General features: G+C 50.6%; 21 protein-coding genes. 14 read left to right on the top strand and 7 right to left on the bottom strand.

Going from position 1 to position 23,399, the window contains the following annotated elements; translation table 11 throughout:
- Nucleotides 1-312: 312 nt before the first annotated feature.
- The 7 genes from BLT35_RS18900 to BLT35_RS18870 all read left to right on the top strand — a co-directional run bounded on the left by BLT35_RS18900 (nt 313) and on the right by BLT35_RS18870 (nt 8,724).
- Nucleotides 313-1,212, top strand: coding sequence for a LysR family transcriptional regulator (locus tag BLT35_RS18900; protein WP_062410455.1), 900 nt, complete (start codon nt 313-315; stop codon nt 1,210-1,212).
- Between the two features lie 160 nt (nt 1,213-1,372).
- Entirely contained in the window at nt 1,373-3,016 is a 1,644-nt protein-coding gene (locus tag BLT35_RS18895) for an FAD-dependent oxidoreductase (RefSeq protein ID WP_074729453.1), read from the top strand.
- A gap of 177 nt (nt 3,017-3,193) precedes the next feature.
- Complete coding sequence (locus BLT35_RS18890) at nt 3,194-4,282, top strand: ABC transporter substrate-binding protein (protein WP_074729452.1); 1,089 nt, start codon at nt 3,194-3,196, stop codon at nt 4,280-4,282.
- 7 nt (nt 4,283-4,289) lie between these two features.
- Nucleotides 4,290-5,066, top strand: a complete 777-nt coding sequence (locus BLT35_RS18885; protein ID WP_074729450.1) for an ABC transporter ATP-binding protein — start codon at nt 4,290-4,292, stop codon at nt 5,064-5,066.
- Nucleotides 5,067-5,070: 4 nt separating this feature from the next.
- A complete protein-coding gene (locus BLT35_RS18880) occupies nt 5,071-5,865 on the top strand; it encodes an ABC transporter permease (RefSeq protein WP_054818633.1) in 795 nt (264 codons plus the stop codon).
- Between the two features lie 280 nt (nt 5,866-6,145).
- Nucleotides 6,146-7,177 (top strand): alcohol dehydrogenase catalytic domain-containing protein, encoded by a 1,032-nt coding sequence (locus BLT35_RS18875; protein WP_217634726.1) that lies wholly within the window; start codon nt 6,146-6,148, stop codon nt 7,175-7,177.
- Nucleotides 7,178-7,179: 2 nt separating this feature from the next.
- On the top strand, nt 7,180-8,724 hold the full coding sequence (locus BLT35_RS18870; RefSeq protein WP_175472016.1) for a class I adenylate-forming enzyme family protein: 1,545 nt from the start codon (nt 7,180-7,182) through the stop codon (nt 8,722-8,724).
- Between the two features lie 111 nt (nt 8,725-8,835).
- Here the strand turns inward: BLT35_RS18870 and BLT35_RS18865 are convergent, their stop codons facing one another.
- From BLT35_RS18865 to BLT35_RS18840, 6 genes are read right to left on the bottom strand one after another with little or no spacing between them, the layout of a single operon-like run.
- A complete protein-coding gene (locus BLT35_RS18865) occupies nt 8,836-9,930 on the bottom strand; it encodes an ABC transporter substrate-binding protein (RefSeq protein ID WP_062410460.1) in 1,095 nt (364 codons plus the stop codon).
- Nucleotides 9,931-9,969: 39 nt separating this feature from the next.
- A complete protein-coding gene (locus BLT35_RS18860; protein WP_074729445.1) occupies nt 9,970-10,725 on the bottom strand; it encodes an enoyl-CoA hydratase/isomerase family protein in 756 nt (251 codons plus the stop codon).
- A gap of 15 nt (nt 10,726-10,740) precedes the next feature.
- Nucleotides 10,741-11,568, bottom strand: coding sequence for an ABC transporter permease (locus BLT35_RS18855; RefSeq protein WP_062410462.1), 828 nt, complete (start codon nt 11,566-11,568; stop codon nt 10,741-10,743).
- Between the two features lie 34 nt (nt 11,569-11,602).
- On the bottom strand, nt 11,603-12,445 hold the full coding sequence (locus BLT35_RS18850) for an ABC transporter ATP-binding protein (RefSeq protein ID WP_082660924.1): 843 nt from the start codon (nt 12,443-12,445) through the stop codon (nt 11,603-11,605).
- A gap of 18 nt (nt 12,446-12,463) precedes the next feature.
- The gene (locus BLT35_RS18845; protein WP_074729443.1) at nt 12,464-13,915 is read right to left on the bottom strand and encodes a 4-hydroxyphenylacetate 3-hydroxylase N-terminal domain-containing protein; all 1,452 of its coding nucleotides are present in this window, start codon (nt 13,913-13,915) and stop codon (nt 12,464-12,466) included.
- The gene (locus BLT35_RS18840; RefSeq protein WP_074729441.1) at nt 13,912-15,372 is read right to left on the bottom strand and encodes a 4-hydroxyphenylacetate 3-hydroxylase family protein; all 1,461 of its coding nucleotides are present in this window, start codon (nt 15,370-15,372) and stop codon (nt 13,912-13,914) included. The genes BLT35_RS18845 and BLT35_RS18840 overlap by 4 nt, the downstream gene beginning before the upstream one ends.
- Nucleotides 15,373-15,721: 349 nt before the next feature.
- Between BLT35_RS18840 and BLT35_RS18835 the strand changes: the two genes are divergently transcribed.
- From BLT35_RS18835 to BLT35_RS18825, 3 genes are read left to right on the top strand one after another with little or no spacing between them, the layout of a single operon-like run.
- Nucleotides 15,722-16,501, top strand: a complete 780-nt coding sequence (locus BLT35_RS18835) for an ABC transporter ATP-binding protein (RefSeq protein WP_074729439.1) — start codon at nt 15,722-15,724, stop codon at nt 16,499-16,501.
- Nucleotides 16,502-16,517: 16 nt separating this feature from the next.
- Nucleotides 16,518-17,498 carry an ABC transporter substrate-binding protein gene (locus BLT35_RS18830; protein ID WP_074729436.1) on the top strand — a complete coding sequence of 327 codons (981 nt, stop codon included), beginning with the start codon at nt 16,518-16,520 and terminating at the stop codon, nt 17,496-17,498.
- 1 nt (nt 17,499) lies between these two features.
- Nucleotides 17,500-18,267, top strand: coding sequence for an ABC transporter permease (locus tag BLT35_RS18825; protein ID WP_062410467.1), 768 nt, complete (start codon nt 17,500-17,502; stop codon nt 18,265-18,267).
- 4 nt (nt 18,268-18,271) lie between these two features.
- On the opposite strand, the gene BLT35_RS18820 is transcribed toward BLT35_RS18825, so the two are convergent.
- Nucleotides 18,272-18,694 (bottom strand): winged helix-turn-helix transcriptional regulator, encoded by a 423-nt coding sequence (locus tag BLT35_RS18820; RefSeq protein WP_054818644.1) that lies wholly within the window; start codon nt 18,692-18,694, stop codon nt 18,272-18,274.
- Nucleotides 18,695-18,847: 153 nt separating this feature from the next.
- Here BLT35_RS18820 and BLT35_RS18815 point away from each other — a divergent pair, with 153 nt between their 5' ends.
- The 4 genes from BLT35_RS18815 (at nt 18,848) to rlmD (ending at nt 22,914) form a co-directional block, all read left to right on the top strand.
- A complete protein-coding gene (locus BLT35_RS18815) occupies nt 18,848-19,387 on the top strand; it encodes a DUF4242 domain-containing protein (RefSeq protein WP_074729434.1) in 540 nt (179 codons plus the stop codon).
- Nucleotides 19,388-19,414: 27 nt separating this feature from the next.
- Nucleotides 19,415-20,473: an acyl-CoA dehydrogenase family protein gene (locus BLT35_RS18810; protein WP_074729432.1), complete on the top strand. Its 1,059-nt coding sequence runs from the start codon at nt 19,415-19,417 to the stop codon at nt 20,471-20,473.
- A 282-nt stretch (nt 20,474-20,755) separates the two neighbouring features.
- Nucleotides 20,756-21,115, top strand: coding sequence for a Lin0512 family protein (locus tag BLT35_RS18805; RefSeq protein ID WP_054818646.1), 360 nt, complete (start codon nt 20,756-20,758; stop codon nt 21,113-21,115).
- Between the two features lie 248 nt (nt 21,116-21,363).
- Complete coding sequence (gene rlmD, locus BLT35_RS18800; protein WP_083351344.1) at nt 21,364-22,914, top strand: 23S rRNA (uracil(1939)-C(5))-methyltransferase RlmD; 1,551 nt, start codon at nt 21,364-21,366, stop codon at nt 22,912-22,914.
- The last annotated feature ends 485 nt before the right edge of the window (nt 22,915-23,399 follow it).

Here is a 23,399-nt window from a genome sequence, read left to right as displayed (position 1 = left end):
TTGCCCTTGCCCATGGTCAGAGTACCAGGGGTACCAGGGTACCGGAACGTTCTTTAGGAACGTTAACAGAGACCTGATAAGTTATAACACCAGGCGCAGCTAATGTAAAAGCTGCGTCTTTCTTGATTTACGGCGATGGCATCCGGGAGAAGCGTGGGCCAGGCATGAATGGGTATGAAATGAATAAAAGTCGATTCACTAGGCTATTTCCTATGGCAAGACGGACTGATAGAATAATGGTGTGCAGCAAGACTGAAATCCAGGTAGACGGTAACGCACGCGGAAAACAGCAGCATCAGGGAGGTATGGCGAGTGGAAATCCACCAACTGGAGTATATATTAGCCGTTGAAAAATACAAAAGCTTTAGTCTGGCGGCTGATGAAGTCTGCCTGTCTCAATCTGCGCTTTCCCATTCGATAAGAAAGCTGGAGGAAGAATTGGGCGTCAGAATATTTGAACGTACGACACGCTCTGTCCAGCCGACGCCGGCAGGGGCGCATTTCCTGATTTATGCCAAACGCATATTGGGAGAGATCAAGCGGGCCCGGCAGGTCATGCTGGAATATAACAATTTGGAACGGGGACATATGGTCATCGGCGCCATTCCCAACATCAGTTATTTAGGACTTACGGCGTTAATCGCTTCCTTCCAAAAGGCATACCCCGGCATCCATATCGAGATTCGTGACGGAAACAGTGATGAGCTGATTAAATGGCTGCAGGTATCGGAGATCGATGCCGCCCTTCTTACTCACTTGCATAATGAAAATTATGAAAAAACAATCGATTTCTATCCATTAATGAGCGATCAAGTCGTATTAATTACTCATGCCGCCCACCCCTTGGCCCATAAGAAAATCATTGATTTAGCGGAGGCCTCCAAAGAGAAATTTTTATCTATAAAACCAGGCTATGGGATGAGAAGCTTATGCGAACAAGCGTGTCAGGAAGCCGGTTTCGTGCCTAATATTATGTATGAAAGCAGTCAGGTGGAAACCATTTGCGGGTTGGTGGCGGAAGGGCTTGGCGTAGCATTGTTAACATCGCGGGTAGTCAAATTTATTCGACGTCCCGGAATCGCCATCGTGCGTCTTAAAAAAGAAATCAAAAGAACGACCGCCCTCGCCATACCTCGGGGCCCTGACATCCCTACGGTTCATGCCGCTTTTCGGGACTTCACCATGCAGTGGATCAAACAAAACGCCAAATAGGTCAGCCCGTTTCGGCCTGCTCAAATCAAAGTCATCCCTACCCATTTATGAATTTCATTCATATCTTGAATCGAAAATATCGATTGTATTAATAAGTGGCGTGCTGTACTCTAACTTCAAGGACATTCAATTTATGTAACCAGAAGGGCAGGGTACCGGTTTGCTGAAAGAGGAATTCGAAAAATGGGAGACGGATGTTTTGATCGTCGGTGGGGGAAGCGCCGGGCTGCGTGCCGCTTTGGCCGCAAGGGAAACAGGGGCACGAGTGCTGGTTGTAAATCGTGGCGGTAAAACATATGGCGGGGCTACTTCATATTTAGATAAGTTGATTGAGGTAACCGGGCTTGCTGTGGCTCTTAACAAAGAAGATTCCGATCTTTATTACAAAGAGTTATATGATTTTGGGATGAAAGTAAATTCAAGAGAACTCGTTAGAACCTTCACCGACAATAGTGAAAAAGAATTACGATTTTTGGAATCGATCGGTGTAGAATTTGAACGCCAAGGAAACGAGTACGTCTGGATGCAGATTCCAAGTCATTCCAGGCCTAGAGTGGTTAAGGGCATGAGTGATTTCGGTACCGAAATATTAACGAGATTAGTCAAAGCTTGCGAAGAAAAAGGAGTGCAATTTCTGGCTCATACCGGAATTTATGAGATTATCAAAGATTCCTCCGGGCATCCCAGATGGGCATTAGGCATTCACAAAACGCAAAAATGTACCCAGCCGGTTCAAATCCGTTTTTCCAGTGTTATTATAGCAACAGGAGGGTTTGGAAATCTTTTTTCCTACGCGACGAACCCTCAAGGCAACGCCAGCGGAATGGCCATAGGTCTGGATTTGGGGGCTGCATTAACGAACCTGGAATTCATGCACATTCTTCCCTTATTCGTAAGCCCGATTCGCGGATTCTACATGATCAGTGCGCTATTGTCTCAAGGGAAAATCTTGAATACGGCCAAAGAACCGTTTTCCTCGGGATGGGATCATAGCAGTCAAGAGCCGGATACGGTTACTCAAGGAAATATCACCTTTGAGATTTGCAAGTGGATTGAAAAACAGCAGGAAATGGGCAAAACTACTTCGGACGGCGGGGTTTATTGGTATGGAACACACCTTATCGATGTGATGAAGCATCGCATTCCTCGTAGTTTGGAGATGTTAAAGGCCCGTAATCTGGATTTAACGTCGCAGCCTGCGATCATAAGTTCCGGATGCCATCAGGCGCTGGGGGGAATAGCTATTAATCCGCAGGGTGAAACCGGGGTAGCCGGATTATTTGCCTGCGGGGAATGTGCCGGAGGGTTCCAAGGGGCTCAGCGTATGATGGGAACCGGAGTGATGGACGCCTTAGTATTCGGCAGCCGGGCAGGGCGGGCAGCTGCTGAAGCGATTGGACAACCTGGAACCAAGCATTGGGTCGTGATGAGCGAAGATGTGAATCGAACGCCTGAATTGACCTGTGATAAAGGGTTTAGACAATTGCATGCCTCCATGGACCGGATCCTCGTAACCAAAAATAAAGAAAAATTGCGTCGTGCCCAAATGGAAGTAGAGTCACTCCAAAAAAGCTTGGAACATTACCCGTTAAACGCCATTCCTTATAAAGATCGATTGCGGTATAGCGAGTTAAAGCATGCTGTATCCATTGCCCAGGCGTTTATTGCTTCCAGCCAGGCCCGGGAAGAAAGCAGAGGCAGCTTTGTAAGAAGCGATTTTCCAGATCAAAGCCAACATTTTGATAAACAGTCGTTTGTTCATCGTATTCAACCCGATCAATTTCAAGTTGCGTTTCATTCATAGACGTTCAACCTATGGAAAGAAGCTTCCTTTACTGTATCGAACCGGATCAAGGCTCTTGATGCCGGTTCCGATCCGTATAATGTCGGGTATCAACGGTAAAGTGTAAGCGCTAACAGATGATCTAGATTTTTTTACTATAAAATGATCTAGGTAAATAAAGAGGGAGGATCGATCAAAATGAAAAAAGCATGGGTTATGGTGATGGTTGCACTGCTTTGCGTTACTGCGGTTCTGGCAGGATGCGGGAATACCGGGGGCTCCGGGCAGCAAACACAAGGCACACCGCCGGAGAATAATGCCGGCGGCAAGCCGGCCGAGCAGGCCAAACCGGTTAAGCTGCAGATCGGGCTGCTGAAATTAACCAGTTCCGCTCCGATTTTTATCGCCATGGAAAAAGGATATTTCAAAGAAGAGAATATTGAAGTGACTCCGCAATGGTTTGAGGCGGCCCAGCCGATTGCCGTAGCGACAGCCTCCGGCAGTGTGGAAGTAGGGGCGACAGGCATTACGGCAAGCTTATACAACATGATTGCAGGCGGACAAAAATTGCTTATCGTAGCAGACAAAGGAAGGGAACAAAAAGGGTATTCCTCCTCCTCCTTGCTGGTTCACAAAGATTCGCAGATTCAAAGCATTAAAGATCTCAAAGGCAAAAAGATCGGCGTGACCCAGACAGGCTCCACCTTCCATTATATGGCGGGACGTTTATTGGAAAAGCACGGACTCAGCTTATCGGACGTCGAAATCACTCCGCTGGGCAAGCTGAACGCGATGAACGACACGTTAAAGAGCAAACAAGTGGATGCGATTCTTACGGCCGAACCGAATATCAGCTATATTTTGAACGAAGGGTACGGGAAAGTGATCGCCAATGTCGGAGACGAAATCGATTATCAAATCTCGGCTATTTTCTTCTCGCAGAAGTTTGCCGACGACAAAGATGCCGCCGTGCGCTTTATGACCGCATACGCCAAGGCAGCCCGTTATTATTATGACGCCGTGCTGGTGAAAAAAGACGGACAACCGGTACCGGGCGCAAACTATGACGAAGTGATCGACATCATAGCCAAGTACACGGATCAGCCTGCGGAGCTGGTTAAACAAGGCCTTCCCTACATGGATCGCGACGGCAGACTGCTGGCCGAAGACATCAAAACCCAAATTGACTGGTATTTCAAAAACAAGATGATTGAAAAATCGATCGACTACAAAACGATTGTGAATACGGAGCTGCTTGAAGAGGGCATTAAGAGGTTAGGGAAGTGACACACCTATGAGAATTGTAATCGACGGCGTGGAAAAAAGGTTTAAAGACACAAAGGGGAAGGAAGTTACCGCATTAACCAATATCAATTTCGTCATTGAACAGCAGGAGTTTGTCGTGCTGGTCGGACCCAGCGGCTGCGGTAAATCTACCCTGTTAAATATTGTAGGAGGGCTGCTCTCTCCAACTGAGGGCAGCGTATATTTTGAAGGCTTAAAAGAGGACAAGACACCGAATTTAGGGATTGTGTTTCAGGAAATCGCACTTTTTCCATGGCGGACCGTTTATCAAAATGTCGTATACGGCTTGGAAGAAAGAGGCGTGAGCAAGAAGGAGCAGCGCGAAATAGCGAAGCATTATATTGATATGGTCGGTCTGAGCGGATTCGAATCGGCCTATCCGAAGCAGCTTTCCGGAGGGATGAGGCAGAGAGCGGGGATCGCCCGCGCTCTTGCCATTCAGCCTGATTTGCTGCTGATGGATGAACCGTTCTCCGCTTTGGATGCGCAGACACGCACGCTGATGCAGGAGGAGCTGCTGACGATTTGGAACCAGACGCGGCTGAGCACGCTGTATGTCACCCACAACATAGACGAAGCGGTATATTTGGCTGACCGGGTCATTGTATTGTCGCGTCATCCCGGACAGATCAAAAGCATCATCCATATCGATATGCCCAAGATAGGCCGGAATCAGGAGCAGTTTCGGCTTCAATTCGATGAGTATGCCGATCAAATTTGGCAGCTGATCCGCCATGACGCAGCAGAAGCGCTGAAGGAGGGATAAGGCAGTGGCGGAAACGATAAGAAAATATATAACCAACAAAGTCGCCTTTCTCGAGCAAAGGGTTCCTGTATATGCTCCGGTTTTAGGCATAACCTTCATCGTAGCGGTATGGGAAATCATAGGCCGATCGGGCTTGATTTCTCCCTTGTTTCTTCCGTCTCCTACCAGTATTCTATCCGCAGCATGGGAAATGATCGTGAAGGGAGAGCTTCATCCGAATATTTTGGCCAGTCTATACCGCATTATCCTGGGTTATCTTCTGGGAGGCAGTATTGGCATCATCGTCGGGCTGCTGCTCGGATTTTCCAAATGGGCGGAATCGGTGGGGACTCCCATCTTGTTCTCTTTTTACCCGATTCCGAAAATCGCCCTTTTGCCGCTGATCATTCTATGGCTCGGCATCGGAGAATTGCCCAAAGTGACGATGATTGCTTTAGGCGTATTTTTCCCGGTGGTGATCAATACGTATTCCGGGGTCAAGAATGTCGATTCGACCCTGATTAAGGCGGCCGTCACGTTTGGCTCGAATCATTTGAACGTCGTACGCAAGGTCATCCTGCCGGGTTCGCTTCCGGTGATTTTTGCCGGATTGAAGCTGGCCGCAGGAACGTCGCTGCTGCTGCTTGTAGCGGCGGAGATGATTGCGGCCAAGGAAGGCATCGGAGCGATGATACTGCACTACGGCAACTTGATGATTACAACCAAGCTCATGGTTGGCGTCGTATTGCTTTCCGTGATCGGGCTGATTTTTAACCGCACCCTGGACTTTTTGGAACGAAAATGTTTACCATGGAAATAAATATAAATCTTTCGCCATATGCCTGATGAAACGATTGTCAGGCAAACGCATCATACATTGACGATTGATGGATATAATGATATATTTTTTTTATTCAAAACCGCTGTTTCATAGGTTAAAATCATATGATTACATTTCAAATAGGCTTACCGGATCACTGGCAGCTCTTAAAATTCCCTGGTTTACATCGGGATTTTTAAGAGCTTTTATTTTTTGTCCGGTACAGCTCCGGGGCATGGTTTGGAATGGAGATACAGCATGATGCAGAAGGAGTAAGCAAATGATGAAATGCGTAATCATGAAGGATATTGGCGGGGCCGATTGCCTGGAAGTGCGGGAGGCGCCGATGCCTGAGCCCAAGCCGGACGAAGCTTTAATTAAGGTGCATGCGGCGGGAATTTGTTATCATGATCTGCTGGACAGATCGGGTAAACTGCATGGCCCGAAGGCCGGGAACATTTTGGGACATGAGGTGTCCGGAGAAGTGGTTGAGCTGGGCAAACAAGCGAAGGGTCTTCAAATCGGACAACAGGTCGTCCTTTTCCACCGCATGTTTTGCGGACACTGCCGGTATTGTCTTGGAGGACGTCAGGATCTATGCAAAATGGGCGGCATTCTTGGCTCCAACCGGCCGGGAGGATACGCCGAGTATGTCTGTGTACCGAGCTGGAATGCCATTCCCCTTCCGCAAGGCCTTTCGCCGGAGGCGGCAGCCTTGGCGGTTTGTCCGATCGGTACCAGTGTCAGAGCCGTCATCTCTGTGGCGGATGTTCGTCCGGGAGATACCGTGCTGGTGACTGGAGCCAGCGGAGGTCTGGGACTGCATCAAATTCAGGTGGCCAAAAGCAGGGGAGCGAACGTCATCGCAATCACCTCATCCTCCGCCAAAGAGAACATCATCAGATCGGTAGGGGCTGATGAAGTGATTGTAAGTCCCGATCTGAAATTTGCCGGAGACGTTTGGAGTCTTACCGCAAAGCAGGGGGTCCAAGCGGTTCTTGAAAACGTGGTGAGCGCTACGTTCGGGGAATCCCTCCGGTGCTTGGCCCCCAACGGAATCGCCGTCGTATTGGGCAATACTGAAATGAGAAAGATCGAAATCGATCCGGGACTGATCATTGGCCGCCGGTTAAGAATAGAAGGGTCTGGAAACCCGACGCTGCAGGATGTCCGGCGTTCACTTCATTTGCTGGATACGGGGCAGGTAAGGCCTATCATTGATCGAATCGTTCCCTTTACATCCGCCGCCGAAGCACATGCGATATTGGAGCAGCGCAGCGTCTCAGGCCGGATTGTTATGAAAGGATGGTGAGTATGCTTCATTTATCCTATATGTTAAACCGGTTTGCCCGTCAGGCATCTACAAAACCGGCACTTATTGATCAGCATGGCGTAACTTGGACAAGAGAGCAGCTGGTGGCAAGAATCAATCGGGTGGGTAATGCGCTCAAAGGATTGGGGCTAATCCCAGGCGACCGTGTGGGTCTATTGCACGAAGACAGCCGGCAGTATCTCGAAGTGGATTACGGAGTGATGGCGGGAGGGTATGTCCGGGTACCGCTGGACCCCCGTTTGAGCAAAGAGCAAATGGTATCCCAACTGAGGGACGCCGGCGCCCGGGCCATCATAGTCAGTTCCCGGCATACGGAGATGGCGGTAGAGGTTAAACGGGAGCTTGACCATTGTCTCATCTTGTCTACCGGCGGTAAAGCAGGCGAGGTTCTGGACTACGAGGAAGTTCTCAGCCTGGCAAGCCCCTCCATGCCGGAGCGGCTGAACCCTGATGCGCTGGCCAGTCTTAATTATACAGGCGGGACGACGGGACAACCAAAAGCGGTGATGCTGACTCACGCCAACCTGTATCATATTATTTCCAACGCACTTCTGGGCAGGCCCGTTGCAGCCGGCGACGTGTTCCTTAATGTGCGTCCGCTCTGGCCTATTGCAGCCATCAACGTATTGTTCCATCTATTAGGCGGCGCACTCATTGTGCTGGGAGGTCGCTTTGAGGCGGAAACCTTCGGCCGTCTGGTCGGCATGCATCGGGCCAATGCCACCTCCCTGGTTCCAACACAGCTGGTTAGGCTTCTGGATGGAGGCATTGCTCCGACCGAGCTGGCTTCACTGCATACGATCGATATCGGTGCGGGCGCCGTCCAACCCGATGTCTTCCGCTCGTTCCTGGAGCTTTACGGTCCCAAACTAGGCGTGCTGTATGGGCTGACGGAGGCGTCCTGGACGTGCTATTTGTCACCTAAAGAATTTGTCGTGAACAATGAACGTTCCGATCGTTTAATCCGGAGCGCCGGCCGGGAGATGATGGGTTATCGCGTGACGATCCAGGATGAAGACGGTCAGGTTCTGCCTCCGCATACGACCGGCGAGATCGTGATTCAGGGCGCGAATGTGATGCAGGGATATTGGAATCGCCCGGATCTTACCCGGTCGGTTCTGTACAATGGTGAGTTCCATACGGGTGATTTAGGACAATTGGATGATGAAGGTTACCTGTATGTGGTAGGGAGAAAGAAAGAGGTTATACGCAGCGGCGGAAGCTCGATCCTGCCTCAAGAGGTCGAGCATGTGCTGATGAATCATCCCGCCATCCGGGAGGCGGCCGTCGTCGGGGTGCCCGACCGGGAATGGGGAGAGTGCGTGAAAGCTTTTATCGTCCTTCGGCCGGGCCTTCGTGTCACTTATCAAGAGATCGCCGATCACTGCCGTCAACGTCTGGCCAGTTTTATGAAGCCTAAAATCATTGAAGTGGTGGAAAGCCTGCCCAAATCCCATTACGGCAAAGTTCTAAAACATCTGCTGGTTGCCGAAAACGCAAGTGTCAAAGGCGACATACTGCTATGAAATAAACGTTGAAACATAAGAAAAACAGCCTTAGTCCGGAAGGGCTGGACTGTGACCCGCAAGAAGGTCACCGTTCAGGTTCCGAACCAAGGCTGTTTCTTTTTCTGTCAATCAGTAGTTGCCAAGCTCCTTTTGGGCAGCCTCCAGGAAGGAAGTGTTGATCACTTGATTGAGATCAACATCGGTTTTGATTAAACCTTGTGCTTTATACCAATCATAGTCTAACTGAAGCGATTCCTGATTGAGCTTTCCGTAAGGGTCGATTCCGGCGGGAGCCATTTGCTTATACAGTGCGGCATCTTTTACCGTCGTATGTTTCGTTAAGATGCTTACCACTTCATCGTAGCCCTTTTGTTTGAAGAAGGCGTCGTTATAATCCCGGACACCTTTCAGATAGGCCGTCATAAAGCGATTGGCTACGTCAGGGTTATCCTTGGCAAACTTGGAGGAATAAAAGAGTACGCCGGTTTGCGCATTAGGGATGGCATCATGCACACCTTTCCAGTTGACCGCCAGACCGTTGGCTACATAACGAGAAACGAACGGTTCCGGAATGATGCCTACGTCCAGGGAGCCGTTGCCAAAGGCGGTCCCCATGTTCGGAAACGTCATTTCCAGCAGCTCGACGTCATTGAGGGTGAGCCCGCCTTTCTTCAGAGCGGCGGAAAGATGGACGGCATTCGAGCCTGTCTTTGAAACGACGGCGACTTTCTTGCCGCGCAGGTCTTCAAACGTTTTGATTTGGCCGGAATCGATCAGCTCCTTACGGACTAAAAAGTTCACGTAGTTGCTGTCGCTTCCGACATGCCCCTTGTCGGCAACAATCTGAATGTCAAAACCGCGGCTGAGGGCGTTATAAAATCCGGCACTGACCCCGCCGCCGCCTACTTCCAGCTGGCCTGCGGTGAGAGGAGCGATCATATCGGCTCCGGTCTCAAAGGCAACATCCTCCACATCGAGGTTTTGCTGTTTAAAGTAACCTTTCTCCAAAGCAATGTAGATGGGGGCGTCCGCCAATGCTTTTAAAGTTCCGACTCTCACCTTGGCAGGCTCGGCCGATTCGCTTTTCACCGGTGGTTTAGCTTCTTGTTCAGGCGGATTGCTGCTATGATTTGTCGTTGTGGTTGCCGATCCGCAGGCTGATGCCAGCAGCAAACCGGCGAACGATACTCCCAACAGTATTTTTTTGCCCCATTTTTTTCTCATCGTTGTAAAGTCTCCTTTATCCATTGAAGTTTAGTGGTCTTAGTTGCTGCGTCTTTCTGCGAAGGCACGCGCGCGATCCGCAAATCCGGCGGAAGCTTCGATGCCCAAACGCGCTGCATCAATCTCGGCAATGTGCGCCTTGACGGCTTCATTAATCGCCAGGCGGGCCAAATGGGTGGTAGCCTGTATTCCCGGTGTCGGCATGGCGGCTATCTTGACCGCGACTTTTTCCGCTTCCTGCAGTACGTCACCGGCTGTGATCCGGTTGACCAGCCCGTAGCGCAAAGCTTCGGCGGCGGATATCGTTTCGCCTGTAAGCAGCAGTTCCATCGCATACCCCGCAGGAATGATGAACGGCAGCCGAACGGCGCTAATGCCGGAAAGCATGCCGTGCTTTACCTCCGGAAAACCAAGCACCGCATGGTCTGCGGCAATCCGGATATCGCAGTGGCAGGCCAGCGTCAACCCCATACCGATACAAAAGCCCTGCAGGGCGGCAATAACGGGCTTCTTGAGCGGTGTAACAAAACCTGGCAGTGCCCGTTGAAGGTCTTCGGTGGATATCGTTTTTCCCGTCTTCGACATTTCTTTGATATCGGACCCGGCGCAAAAAGCGCGCGACCCCGCCCCGGATAGCAGGATGACCCGGACTTCCGGGTCTGCCGCCGCCTCATCCCAAATCTCGCCCAGCCGAAGCTTGGCTTCAACGTCCAATGCATTGAGCGAATCCGGCCGGTTGAGGGTGACAAACGCGACACCGTCCTTTCGCTTCTCGTATAGCACTTTGCTGCTCATACTGATCGCTCCTTCTTATACATGTTTTCGCCAAGGCAGTAATTTCGCTTCCAGTTCATCCAGAAGAAGCAGCGTGATAAATCCGAGAATGGCAATGACGATCAATCCGACGTACATCTGCTCCACGGAGAACACTTGCCACGAGCTCCAGATCAAATGGCCGATTCCGGATTTGGCGCCAACAAATTCGGCCGACACGATCAATAGAAGGGCGCTTCCCCAAGCCAGCTTAATGCCGGCAAAAATGACCGGCAGTGCGGCCGGAATCACGACCGTTCGAAATATGGTCAGCCGGCTGGCGCCGAATTCCTTCCCTACTTCCAGATAGATGGCGGGGACGTTCATCGCTCCGGTCATCGTGTTGACGGCCAGAATAAAGAAAACGCCTATGGCGATGATCGCGTATTTGGAGGCTTCGCCCAGTCCAAAAATAAACAGGAGCAGCGGCAGTACCGCAATTTTGGGAATAGGGTAAATGGCCGCGATGATCGGGTAGAGCAAGGCGCGAATCACCGAAGACTGGCCTAGCAGGATTCCAACGATAAGCCCGGGGATTCCGCCCAAGGCGAAACCGATCAGAAGCCGCGATAAGCTTATGGTCACGTCATTAAGGAGCTGCCCGTTTTCAATAAGCTTCCAAAATACTATGGCAATTTGCGTAGGCATGGCAAAAAAACGGGTGTCTATCCATCCCAAACGCGCAAGCAGCTCCCAGAACAGCAGCAAGATAAAGGGCATCGTGATGGAGAGGATGCGGTACAGAATCTTGCGTCTGCGGTTCGCCCGCAGCACTTCGTTACCGAAACGGACAGCTTCGTCATGGTTCACATTGTCCAAACTCATGCTAATCTCTCTTTTCTCCTACGTTGTTTTTCGTTCAACTCTCGATCCGGCTGGCCTTGATCACCTCGTCCTTAAGCAGTTCCCACAGGTCGGAGGTTAATTTGCTGAATTCCGGGGTAGTGGCCAATTTGTGAGATCTGGGACGCGGAAAGTCAACGGTAACCTCCGCCTTGATCCGGCCCGGATGCGCAGAGAAGACGATGATCCGATCACCGAGCAATACGGCTTCCTGAAGGCTGTGTGTAACGTAAACCACGGTTTTTTTATTCTCGTCCCAAATGCGCAGCAGTTCTTCCTGCATCAGGAGTTTGGTCTGTTCATCCAAAGCGGCGAACGGCTCATCCATCAACAGCACTTCCGGATCATTGGCGAATGCCCGGGCGATGCTTACGCGCTGCTTCATGCCGCCGGATAGTTCATGGGGGTAGGCCCGGGCAAACTTGGCGAGTCCAACCTTGCCGATGAATTCCTCCGCCTTGGCTAATGCGGTGCGCCGATCCACCCCGCGTATTTTCAATCCGTAGGCCACGTTGTCGATGACACTCATCCAGGGAAAGATCGAACGTTCCTGAAAGACCATCGAATGCAAGGGGCGGTTCTGATCGGACGCTGCGATCTTGACTTCACCGGAACTTGGGGACTCCAGTCCGGCTAATATACGCAGCAATGTCGTTTTGCCGCACCCGCTGGGACCGACGATCACTACGAATTCACCGTCGCGCACCGTAAGGTTCGTCTCCGTGAGAGCGCTCGTCAACCGGTTGCCGGAAGCAAACACCTTGGCGACGTTGCGGACAGTGATCTTCGCCTCAGGTTTTGGCGGTTCGGGTGCAGGGCGCTGTATTCCGGGGTCTGAGTTTAGATCTGTTGCTGCCATCAAGTCATTCCTCCTAATTTAACTTGGCCCCTTATACTGCTTTGAATGAGTATCCACTAAATTCCAAACCGGATCCGTCAGCGTTTTTTTGGGGTAATCCTTGTATTGATTGGCATAGGCTTGAACGGGATCGCCCCAAAAGAATTGCTCATAAAGCACCCGTCGCACTGCCGGCGGGCTGCCGACCAAGTCCCACGCCAGCTTGATCAGTTTCGTCCGTTCTATGGCGCTGCGATCCGTGCCTTGATAATACTGGCGCAGTAAATGACCGATAGGCCCGTCAAAATCCGCCAGCTTTGCGGGACTCTGTAAAAGCGCGTCACCGCCGATTTGCCGCAGGATTTCGATCGCGCGAGGGTAAAAACGGGTACCCAGATTGCGAGCCATCTGCAGAGGCAGTTCTTCGGGCAGCCAAATATTGTCGTTGCCCGGAGAGGAGCGATGCTCTGCGGCGATAAGCAGGCCTTTAATGGTTTCCACCTGAATAATAAGCTCGCCCATGATTTCCTGAACGTGCAAAAAAGCTTTTCTATCGCTCGCGGATGTAAGAGCGTGGCCCACGGCAGCGATAAATTCGAGATTGCTGAGCAGCCGGACAACGGTTTGATGCTGTCCTAAAGCTGCGGCTGCGGGGTCGCGTTGAATTTTCAGCAAAGCCTCCGGATTATTCTTTATGAACACGCGCTCCCAAGGGACCAGCACATCGTCAAAAATAATAACGGTGTCCATATCCTCAAACCGGGCACTCACGGGATGATCATCCGGTTCATCAGCCGCGAAGGATTCCCGGCAAACGATATTCACCCCGGGTGTATTGGCTGCAACGGCAAACATATAACCATGCCGCTTGTCTTCCCGGGAGCGCGGGTCATAAAACGAAACCAGGATTTCATCGACATAAGGAGCGTTCGCCGCTGCCATTCTTGCTCCGCTGACGATGATGCCATCCTCCGTCTCGCGAACGATTCGCAAACCCGGATCGGAAGCTTCATCGAACCTGGACGGGGGTTGCGAATCGTTCCTTAGCGGATCGTGCGCAGCTCCGGTACACAATAGATCATTCTCTTTGATAAACTTGTAATACGACTCGATTTTATTCGCATAGGCATGGCCGATGCCGGAATAATGACGATTGGCGTAATGCCCGGTAAGCAAGGATCGGGCATACTGTGAAAGTCCGTCCATCATACCGAAGGTCGCATCCGCATAAAACTTGAGGGCACTGTGCCGACGGAGCAGATCTTCTTTCGATCTCGGCACCAGAAAGGCTATATTGGCACGGGATTTGTCCCCGCGATAAGTCAATTGATCGCGCGTATCGGGTTCATTCTGCTTATCCAGCAGTAAGGCGATGTTATGCACGGTTGCCGCGAATGCAGGATGATGCGCCACATTGCCGACCGCCTGGTTTCCCAGCCATACCTTGCGGCCGTCATTTATACGTTCCATATACTGTTTGCCCAAGCTCATGGTTCATTTCTCCTTTCTTCCGTAATGGTCCAAAACCGCTCCAGCCGTTTCTCCAAAGCGGTTTTATCGGATGCAAGGTATTGTAAGGCATACATTCGCGAAGCTTCCCCGGCATACAATCTTTCGTACAGTTCGTGGCGGGAGCCGAGCGGGCTGCCCACAATATCCCACGCTACTTTGAAGAGCTTTATTTTTTGGGATGCGGAAACGGCGGCTCCCCGATAATAGGTTTCCAAATATGCTCTAATCTCCCCGCTGTTTTCAACCGTTGTCGAAGGGGTTTGCGTATAGCCTCCGGCTCCGATTTGCTGCAATATTTCAATCGCTCTCGGATAGTATCTCATCCCAAGGTTTCGCGCGGTTTGCAATGGAATGGGAGAGGGGGTCAGCATGCCGAATTGATCTTTTTGCGTTACAATTTCCGATGCGTGCAGCAGCCCCTTGATGCTTTCGACCTGGACAATTAATTCTCCCAATTTTTCCTGCACGTTCAAAAAGGAATCGACGCCGATCGATTCGGCCAAAGCGATGCCGAGACCGGTAATAAACTCCAGTTTGGACACCAGGCGGACGACGGTTTGATGGAAGGTCAGCGCGTTGCTTTTCAGCGTATTATAGAACTTCCAAACGGCCTCCGGATTGCCGTGCAGCAAAACCCTGTCCCATGGAATGAATACATTATCGAAAACGATGACGGCGTCCATTTCGTCGAATTGGGCGCTTAGGGGGTGTTCATCTATGTCGGTTGATGCGTACGATTCCCGGCATATGATATGAATGCCCTGAGCATTTAACGGGACAATCAGCGCATGAGCATATTCAGGATGCGTATCCTTTACCCGATAGTTCGGGGCAATGATCAAATCGTGGGCGTAAGGCGCGCCAGTGGCAACGGTTTTTGCGCCCTTGATATAGATGCCTTCACTGGTCTCGCGCACAATTCTGAGATGAGCGTCAGGATCGCTTGCCCCTGCGGCATCCTTCGAACGGTCGATTTGCGGATTGCCGAACGCTTGAATTACGAAGCGATCCTCATCTCTTGCTATCTCGTAAAACCGGCGAATTTTCTCCGGATACCGCTCGTCGTACTGGCGAAACATCTCGCTTGTGGCATGCCAGCTGGTAATCAGAGTGCGTCCGAATTCAGACAATCTGCTCATCACGCCAAAGGTGGCATCCGCCCATATCTTGAAAGCTTCTTTTCGCTGCTTTAAATGCTCCGGCGCCGTTGGAATCAGGAAGGCATTATGCACATATTCGCCGGTCTTGGGACTGCGAAATCCGATTTTCTCCCGCATACCGGGTTCGTCGAGCATATTAAACAGCTTTTCAAGCGTCCGTAACGTTCCGGTAAATGCGGGATGAGTCGTTATATCTTCAATTTTCTCACCATTCAGCCAAACGCTCCGCCCATCTTTTAAACTTTGAATGAAATGCTTTCCCCTGGTTGTCGTCATTCTCTTGGCCTCCATCTTCCTTCATTGCCAATGGACATAAAAAAAGACACCCTTGTCAATGATGGTCAATGACAGAGTGTCTCCGGCGGTCCGGTAGAACAGTATTCCAATATATTTACTAGGCATTCTATCATTTCATTTTTCATTCTGTCAATAGTAAATAGATTGTTGATCGGCCGGCCTATCCTGCATGTATTAGTAAACTGCCGGAATGAGATTTATTCATTTTGGTTTTATCTAAAAAGCAGGTTGTAAAAATAAACAAAGTATACTAAAATAACCTTACACGAATACCAACTATATTAATTGGAATTATAGGCAATGGTTAGGCAAGGAGGTGAAACCAAAATTGGGAGCCGGGGTTTTGGTAGAGGTATCCGAGGTGAGTAAAGCATATAAGGCCGCAGGTAAAAACGAACAAATATTGAGCGGCATCTCGCTTCAGGTTAAAGAAGGGGAAATCATCTCTATTCTTGGCCAAAGCGGCTGCGGGAAAAGCACGCTTCTCAATCTGATAGCCGGTTTTGACACGCCCGATAGAGGAACGATCTATACCGCGGGTATCGAAGTGAAAGAACCTGCTAAGCGTTGTGTGATGCTTTTTCAAAATTATGGTTTATTGCCGTGGCGGTCGGTTTTGAAGAATGTCGAGCTGGGATTGCTGGATTTAACGGAAGCCGAAAGAAGGAGCAGAGCGCTTGCTTATCTTAAGCTCGTAGGGTTGGAGGACCGGGCCGATCACTTCCCGCATCAATTGTCGGGGGGGATGCAGCAAAGAGCTGCATTGGCGCGCGCATTGGCGATCCGGCCGCAAATTATTTTAATGGACGAGCCCTTCGCAGCGTTGGATACCTTTACCAGATATTACTTGCAAAATGAGCTTTTGAATATTCATGCCAATGAAAAAACGACCATCCTTTTAGTCACTCACGACATTGATGAAGCGGTATTTTTGTCGGACCGGATATTGATTATGAGTGCCGGCCCCGGACAAATTCGCAAGGAAATACCCATTCATTCCAGCCGGCCGAGGGATAGGGGGCATTCGGATTTTCAGCACTACCGGAAGTTGATTTTGGACGAATTCCGATTGACGGGCCCGCAGGCGAATGAAGAATATAGTATTTAAAACAGGAGGCATATTCATGAACATCCGCAATAAAGCCGTCATTTTAATTTTACTTGTGGTCATGCTCATCCATCTTGCAGCTTGCGGGAAAACGGAGGGGGATTCCGGCCATTCGTCCGCAGATTCGGATCTGAAGACGATTAAAATCGGATATTTGCCTATCACCCATGCGGCTCCCCTGTACATTGAAGAGGAACTCGGCAAACAACATTTCAAGCATTTTAAATTGGAGCTGGTGAAATTCGGGTCCTGGCCTGATTTGATGGATGCTTTGAATACGGGCAGAATCGACGGCGCTTCCGTATTGGTTGAACTGGCCATGAAAGCGAAGGAGCAGGGCATTGACTTGAAGGCCGTTGCGTTGGGGCATAAAGACGGCAATGTGATTGTGGCCTCCAACGATATCCATCAAGTGGCCGACCTCAAAGGGAAGAAGTTTGCGATTCCCCACAAATTCTCGACACATCATGTTTTGCTCTATGAAATGCTGAAAAAAGCCGGTCTCCAGTACAGTGATGTCGATGTCGTTGAATTGGCCCCGGCGGAAATGCCGGCTGCGCTGGCGGAAGGCAGAATTTCCGGTTACGTTGTCGCCGAACCGTTCGGCGCGAAGTCGGTCGTGATCAAAAAAGGCAAGGCTTTATTCCAATCTGAAGAAATCTGGAAAGATTCCGTGGACTGCGCTCTGGTGATGCGGGGCGAAATTCTTAATAACCACAAAGAAGCGTCGCGGGAATTTATCACCGAATATTTGAAAGCGGGGGAGAAAGCGGAGCTTAAGGATGAAGAGGCCAAACAGATTTTGCGCAAATACATGAATATAGAAAAAGACGTATTAGATTTGTCTCTGCAGTGGATTTCCTACGGGGATCTAAAACTTACGGAGGAAGCCTATGAACAGTTAAGACAATACATGATCGAAATGGGCCTATCCAATAACCCGCCATCCTTTCAAGATTTCGTAGATAATTCATTCATCGACCAGGTGAAGGGATAGTATGAAAAGCTTCAGGACTCTTACAAACGTTTTGGTCAGCATGGTCCTTCTTATCGTGATATGGCAGGCTATCGTTCTAATTGGAGGCTATAACGACTCCCTGCTGCCTGCTCCTTTATCCGTAGGAAAAGCGGTGTTGAAGCTGCTTTTGGATGGAACGTTATGGACCCATTTGCAAGTGAGCTTGCTCCGATTCGCGGCGGGTTATTTTTCCGCCTCCATTACGGCCATCGTGCTGGGGCTTCTGCTGGGCAGGCTGCCTGTTCTGTGGGGGTTTGTCGACCCTATCGTGCAAGTGATCAGACCGGTTTCCCCGATCGCATGGTCTCCGTTTATCGTGCTTTGGTTTGGGATCGGGAACGCACCGGCTATTGTTATCATCTTCCTGGCGGCTTTTTTCCCGGTACTGCTTTCTACGGTGACAGCCGTAAGGAAAATGGATGTGACGTATTTGAAAGTGGCTCAAAATTTGGAGATCGGCCGGTACCATCTGTTCAGTAAAATTATATTGCCCGCTATTTTTCCGTTTATCGCCAATGGCCTGCATATCGCAGTAGGCACATCGTGGATATTTCTGGTATCAGGAGAGATGGTCGGGGCCCAGTCCGGCTTGGGTTTCATGATTGTGGACGCCAGAAATCAGCTGCGGCTGGACTTCGTATTAGCGGGAATTATTTTTATAGGTCTTTGCGGCCTTCTCCTGGATCGAATCATTCGTTTGCTGGAAAGGTGGATGGACAAGCAATGGGGGATCATCAGAGAATCCTGATGCGCTAAATTTCCACCACATCGATATCTTCCACGTTCTTTTGACAATGAGGACAGTAATAGGCCGGTTCGATTTCATGGCTGCAGGCTCGATGGACCAACTTTTTGTAGCATTTCACAAGGTGCTGCCGGCCCCAAAGGATCAACGAATTAAATACGTGCTCCAAGTCCTTTCCGCTATCGGTTAGCGTGTACTTGTACCGGGGCGGGTGATCCGAATAAAGGCTGGAGACGATAAGCCCGGTATCCTCCAGATATTTCAACCGCTCGGACAACATTTTCGAGGAAATGCCGGACAGCGACTTCTTGATTTCGTTAAATGTCGTTCGTCCCACCAAGATGTCATGAATGATCAGAAGAGTCCAGCGGTCGCCGATGATATTCAGGGTTTGCGCAATATTGCACGGTAAATCGTAGCGTTCTTTCATGGTTCAATTCCTCCGGAAGACGTTTTTTCAACGGTTTTCACTAGGTTAATAAAGGATACTAAGTTAATATTATAATCTATATCATCAGGTATTGGAATGCCTCTTGGGTATGGATTCCTATGCAAAATCACAGATTGAGGAGAGAAGATGGATATGGCATTGTATTTGGTAGAATCGGTATTGAATGGAACGGTCAAAGATCAGGAGCAATTTGAGCAAACGATTACGGGTATTCAGCAGCACTTGGATCCAAAAAACATTGGGCTTATTGAAGTTCAGGTCTCCCGGGACTTTTCCAGAGCCTTTCTCATTTTTGAAAGCGGGAGCCGGCAAGAAGTGAACGAAGGATTGCGCGAGCTCGGATTCCCCGTTACGTTAATCAAGCCCGTTCGCCTGGTAGGGCAGGAAGTGGAGAGCGTTAAGCGGAAATCGGATGCCATCAATTATTTGGTCGAGTGGAATCTTCCCGAAGGAATCACGATGGATCAGTATTTGGAGCGTAAGAAAAACAACTCGGTTCATTATGCGGAAGTGCCGGAAGTATCTTTTTCCAGAACTTATGTTTGCGAGGATATGACCAAATGCCTCTGCTTCTATGATGCTCCGGATGAAGACGCCGTAAAGAGGGCAAGAGAGGCCGTGAAAGCTCCTGTTGACAGTATTACGGAAATTCTGCCCAAAGCCAAAGATTAGAACATGCCTGGAAGGAAGTTGACTCGAATGGGGACGACGGAAAGGAAACATGTTATTGAAAGCTGCATCCAAGAGAAACTAAAGCCGGTCGTAAGAAAGATCGATTCGGAGGCTTTCTACCCGCTGGAATTTATTAAGGCATTGGGCAACGCGGGCGTATTTCAATCACGCCTTCCGCAGTCCGAAACCTTATTGCGGGATACCGGTCTCATAGAGGCAACGTCAAAAACTTGCATGACAACCGGGTTTAATCTATGGTGCCACCTGGCGGCTGCCACTTATTTACGCCGAAGCGGCAACCCGTATCTCAGGGAAAGCGTACTTCCCCTGCTTGAGGATGGCCGTTTGCGCGGGGGAACCGGGTTGTCGAATCCGATGAAATATTACGCGGGTCTCGAAAAATTGCATTTGAAAGCAAGGCGGGTGCCGGGAGGATATTCGGTTTCGGGGCAATTGCCGATGGTATCGAACCTGGGGACGGACCATTGGTTCGCAATCATCGCCTCTGTGGGGGAAAGTCAGCGGATTATGGCGTTTGTGCCCTGCCAAAACGAGAATCTGGCGATGAAAGAGAAAATCGGTTATTTGGCCCTGAATGGGAGCGCCACCTATTCCTGCTCCTTCCATGATGTATTCATTCCTGACGAATGGATAATATCCGAACAGGCGGACGACTATGTAAGCCAAATTCGGCCTGTCTTTGTGCTCTACCAAATTCCGTTAGGATTTGGAGTCACGGCCGCGGCGGCGGAATCTATAGAAAAAGCGGCGGACAGACAGGGGGGCTGCAACCGGTATTTGCCCATTCAATCGATAGAAATCAGGGATGAGCTGAATCGATTGAAGGAGCGATTGCACCGCATCTGCACATCCCCGAATGTAGCGGAACAATGGAAGCCATTATTGCAATTACGATTAGAGGTGGTCTCCTTGACCTTGAGAGCTGTTCAGGCCGACATGCTGCATCAAGGAGGATCGGCGTACTTACAGGCCAGCGACCCCTCCAGAAGACTGCGTGAGGCTTACTTTTTGGCGAATTTGACTCCCACGGTGAGGCATCTGGAGAAATTGCTGCAACAAATGTGAAAGGCGAGGCTCGGGATCCAAGGAAGGCGGCTGAAGTCTTGGGAGCCTCCTGGCAGGATGAGGTTTAGATGCGTGTGTCCAGCGGCATGCGCATGTAAACCTCTGTTTTTTTGTCCAAGGTCCAATTGCCGTGTATGACGGAAACTTTAGGACAGCCCACATGCAGTGAGGTATAATAATAATTGAATACCGCAGCGTCATGTTTCATGCGGTTCGAACCCGGGCTTTGGGCTTCGCATCGAGCCGCATAGTTCCGCATAGTAAAAAGGAGTGTATAGGGAAATGGATAAAGTCATGTTTATTGAAATCGGTATGGGGATTGATCTGCATGGGCAAAACGTGACCAAGGCAGCCGTCAGGGCCGTTCAAAATGCCATCCATCATAACTCCATGCCCGGTCTTCGGTCTGTGCTTCCGGATCACGACATCCACAACATGAAGGTAAATGTAAGACTGGCTGTTCCTGCGGACAAGGAGAAGCTGAACCTGGATGTCGTTAGAGCAGAACTGCCTTACGGCGAGGTAACCTTCGAAGTGACCGATGGAGGCATGCTTACATCCAGCGGTGTTGTTCTTGCAGATAAAGAAGATAAAAACGACCTTGTCTATGTGGTTATCGCCTCTGTTGAAGTTGGTTATTAATGATTCTGATAGGGCCTGCCTTCGGACCTGCCGCCGCAGGTCTTTCATTTTGCAGGATCATAAGCCGGGCGAAGATAAAGATAGACAGGTTCAACGATCGTCCAATCCGGCGCGGCAGTCTGGAACTTCATGATCATGTTCCGGAGTGCCATTTTTTTCTGCGCATATCGCGACCGGTTGTCCGTTGGGAAAAGGATGCCTCTGTGGTATAGTGGAAGAAACAAAAGCGGAAACGGAGCGAACACAGCATGATGCAGGATGTGAATAAGCCGCAGCAGCGAAAGCGTAAGCCAAACAGCGCGCCGGACAAGCGTTACACTACGGCAGCCCCAACGGTGGAGACTAAACCTGCCCAACGAAGTAAACCGCAAGCGGCCCATCGGCCGGGAAACAAGGGGCAAAAGCCGTCCGGTTCATTTGGAGGACCCTCCTCGGCGGAGGATGTGCGAGTGGGGGACCGGATTATTGTCACGATCAAACGGATTGGAATCAACGGTGAAGGTGTCGGTTATTACAGACGCAAGGCCGTATTTGTCAAGGGAGCTCTGCCCGATGAAGTCGTCAAGGCGAAAATTACCAAGGTGGAGCCCGGTTATCTGAACGCGGACATTATCGAACTGGAGAAACGGTCCCCCGACCGCCGGAAGCCGCCCTGTCCCGTTTATGAAACCTGCGGAGGCTGCCAGCTGCAGCATATGACCTATGAGGCGCAGCTGAGGGCGAAAGAAGAACTGGTGCGGGAATCGTTCCAGCGCTATACCGGTCTTCACGAGCTGCCGATGCGGCCGATTCTGGGGATGAGCGACCCGTGGGGCTACCGCAACAAAGCCCAATTGCAGACAGGGCGTGAAGGTGAAAAGATGATTACGGGTCTTTATGCGGCAGGATCGCACCGCTTGGTCGATATCAGCGGGTGTGCTGTACACCACCCTTTGGTTAATCAAGTCATCGATCAGGTGAAGGCGATCTTATCGGAGCTTCAGATCCCTATCTACGATGAGCGTACTCGCGAGGGGGCGGTCCGAACCGTTGTCGCCCGGGTCGGTCAAGCCTCCGGGAATGTACAGCTGACGCTGATTACCGCCACCGACCGCCTGCCGGATTCCAGGCGGCTTGTGCAGCGCATCCGCGAGACGCTGCCCATGGTCACCACGATTGCCCAGAATATCCATAAGGGCAAGTCGCCGCTAGTATTCGGGGAGAAGACCGTCGTGCTTTGGGGACAGGAACGGCTCGAGGAAACGCTCGGCGACGTCCGCTTCTCTTTATCCCCGCGCGCGTTCTTCCAACTCAACCCGGAGCAGACGGTGAAGCTGTATAACGCCGTGCAGGAGGCGGCCTCGCTCAGCGGTTCGGAGCTGGTCGTCGATGCCTACTGCGGTACAGGCACGATCGGCCTGTGGCTGGCCCCCTATGCCCGGGAGGTTCGGGGCATCGAGATTATCCCCGAGGCGGTGCAGGACGCACGGGACAATGCGCGCGCGAGCGGTATCGAGAACGCGCGCTTCTTCGAGGGCCGCGCCGAGCAGCTGCTGCCCGAGTGGGTCAAGCGCGGCATCAGACCCGACGTCGTCGTCGTCGACCCGCCGCGCACCGGCTGCGAGCGCCCGCTGCTGCAAGCCCTTTTGCAAGCCCGGCCGGCGCGGCTGGTGTACGTATCGTGCAACCCTGCCACCTTGGCCAAGGATTGCCAGGTGCTGCTCAGCGGCGGCTACCGCCTTGAGTGGGTGCAGCCGGTGGATATGTTCCCGCATACCGCGCATGTGGAGTGCTGTGTGTCGCTCGTTAAGCTGGGCTGAACCTCAACCGTGCGGAAGCTCCTTGCATCCATGCTCCGGTGGGGATGTATACAAGTAACAATTCATTTAGCCGCATTTGAGCGTGGTTATTACGCTGCACTCGCTGTATGACTTGTTCGATATTATGATTGCAAATCCTCGCTCGACTATTGGAGGTTCCAGGTGGGTACAATTCAAGAAGTTTTTAATAACAGGGAACTTGCATTAGGTTTTTGGATTATAATAGCAATTATATTCGGTCTCTTCACAAGAGCTGGGAGGCAGTTTATTAATTCTGTTTTACCAATTGTCTTTAGTCGCAAATTTGTTGTGCTTTATATGATATTTTTAAGCTTTTTTTCTTTAACTGTCTTTTATCTTTACCATGCTGGTTTTTGGAATTTGTCGTTACATGACCTATGCAGTTCGTGGTAAGACCTGGTAAAGTTCTGGTCTGGGTGTAACCCAAAGAAGCATTAAATAATGCTCTGGCCAAAACAATTCAA

Source organism: Paenibacillus naphthalenovorans (genome assembly GCF_900099895.1).
In the GTDB taxonomy this organism is placed as follows: domain Bacteria; phylum Bacillota; class Bacilli; order Paenibacillales; family NBRC-103111; genus Paenibacillus_G; species Paenibacillus_G naphthalenovorans.
This window is presented reverse-complemented; position numbering and strand designations above follow the sequence as displayed.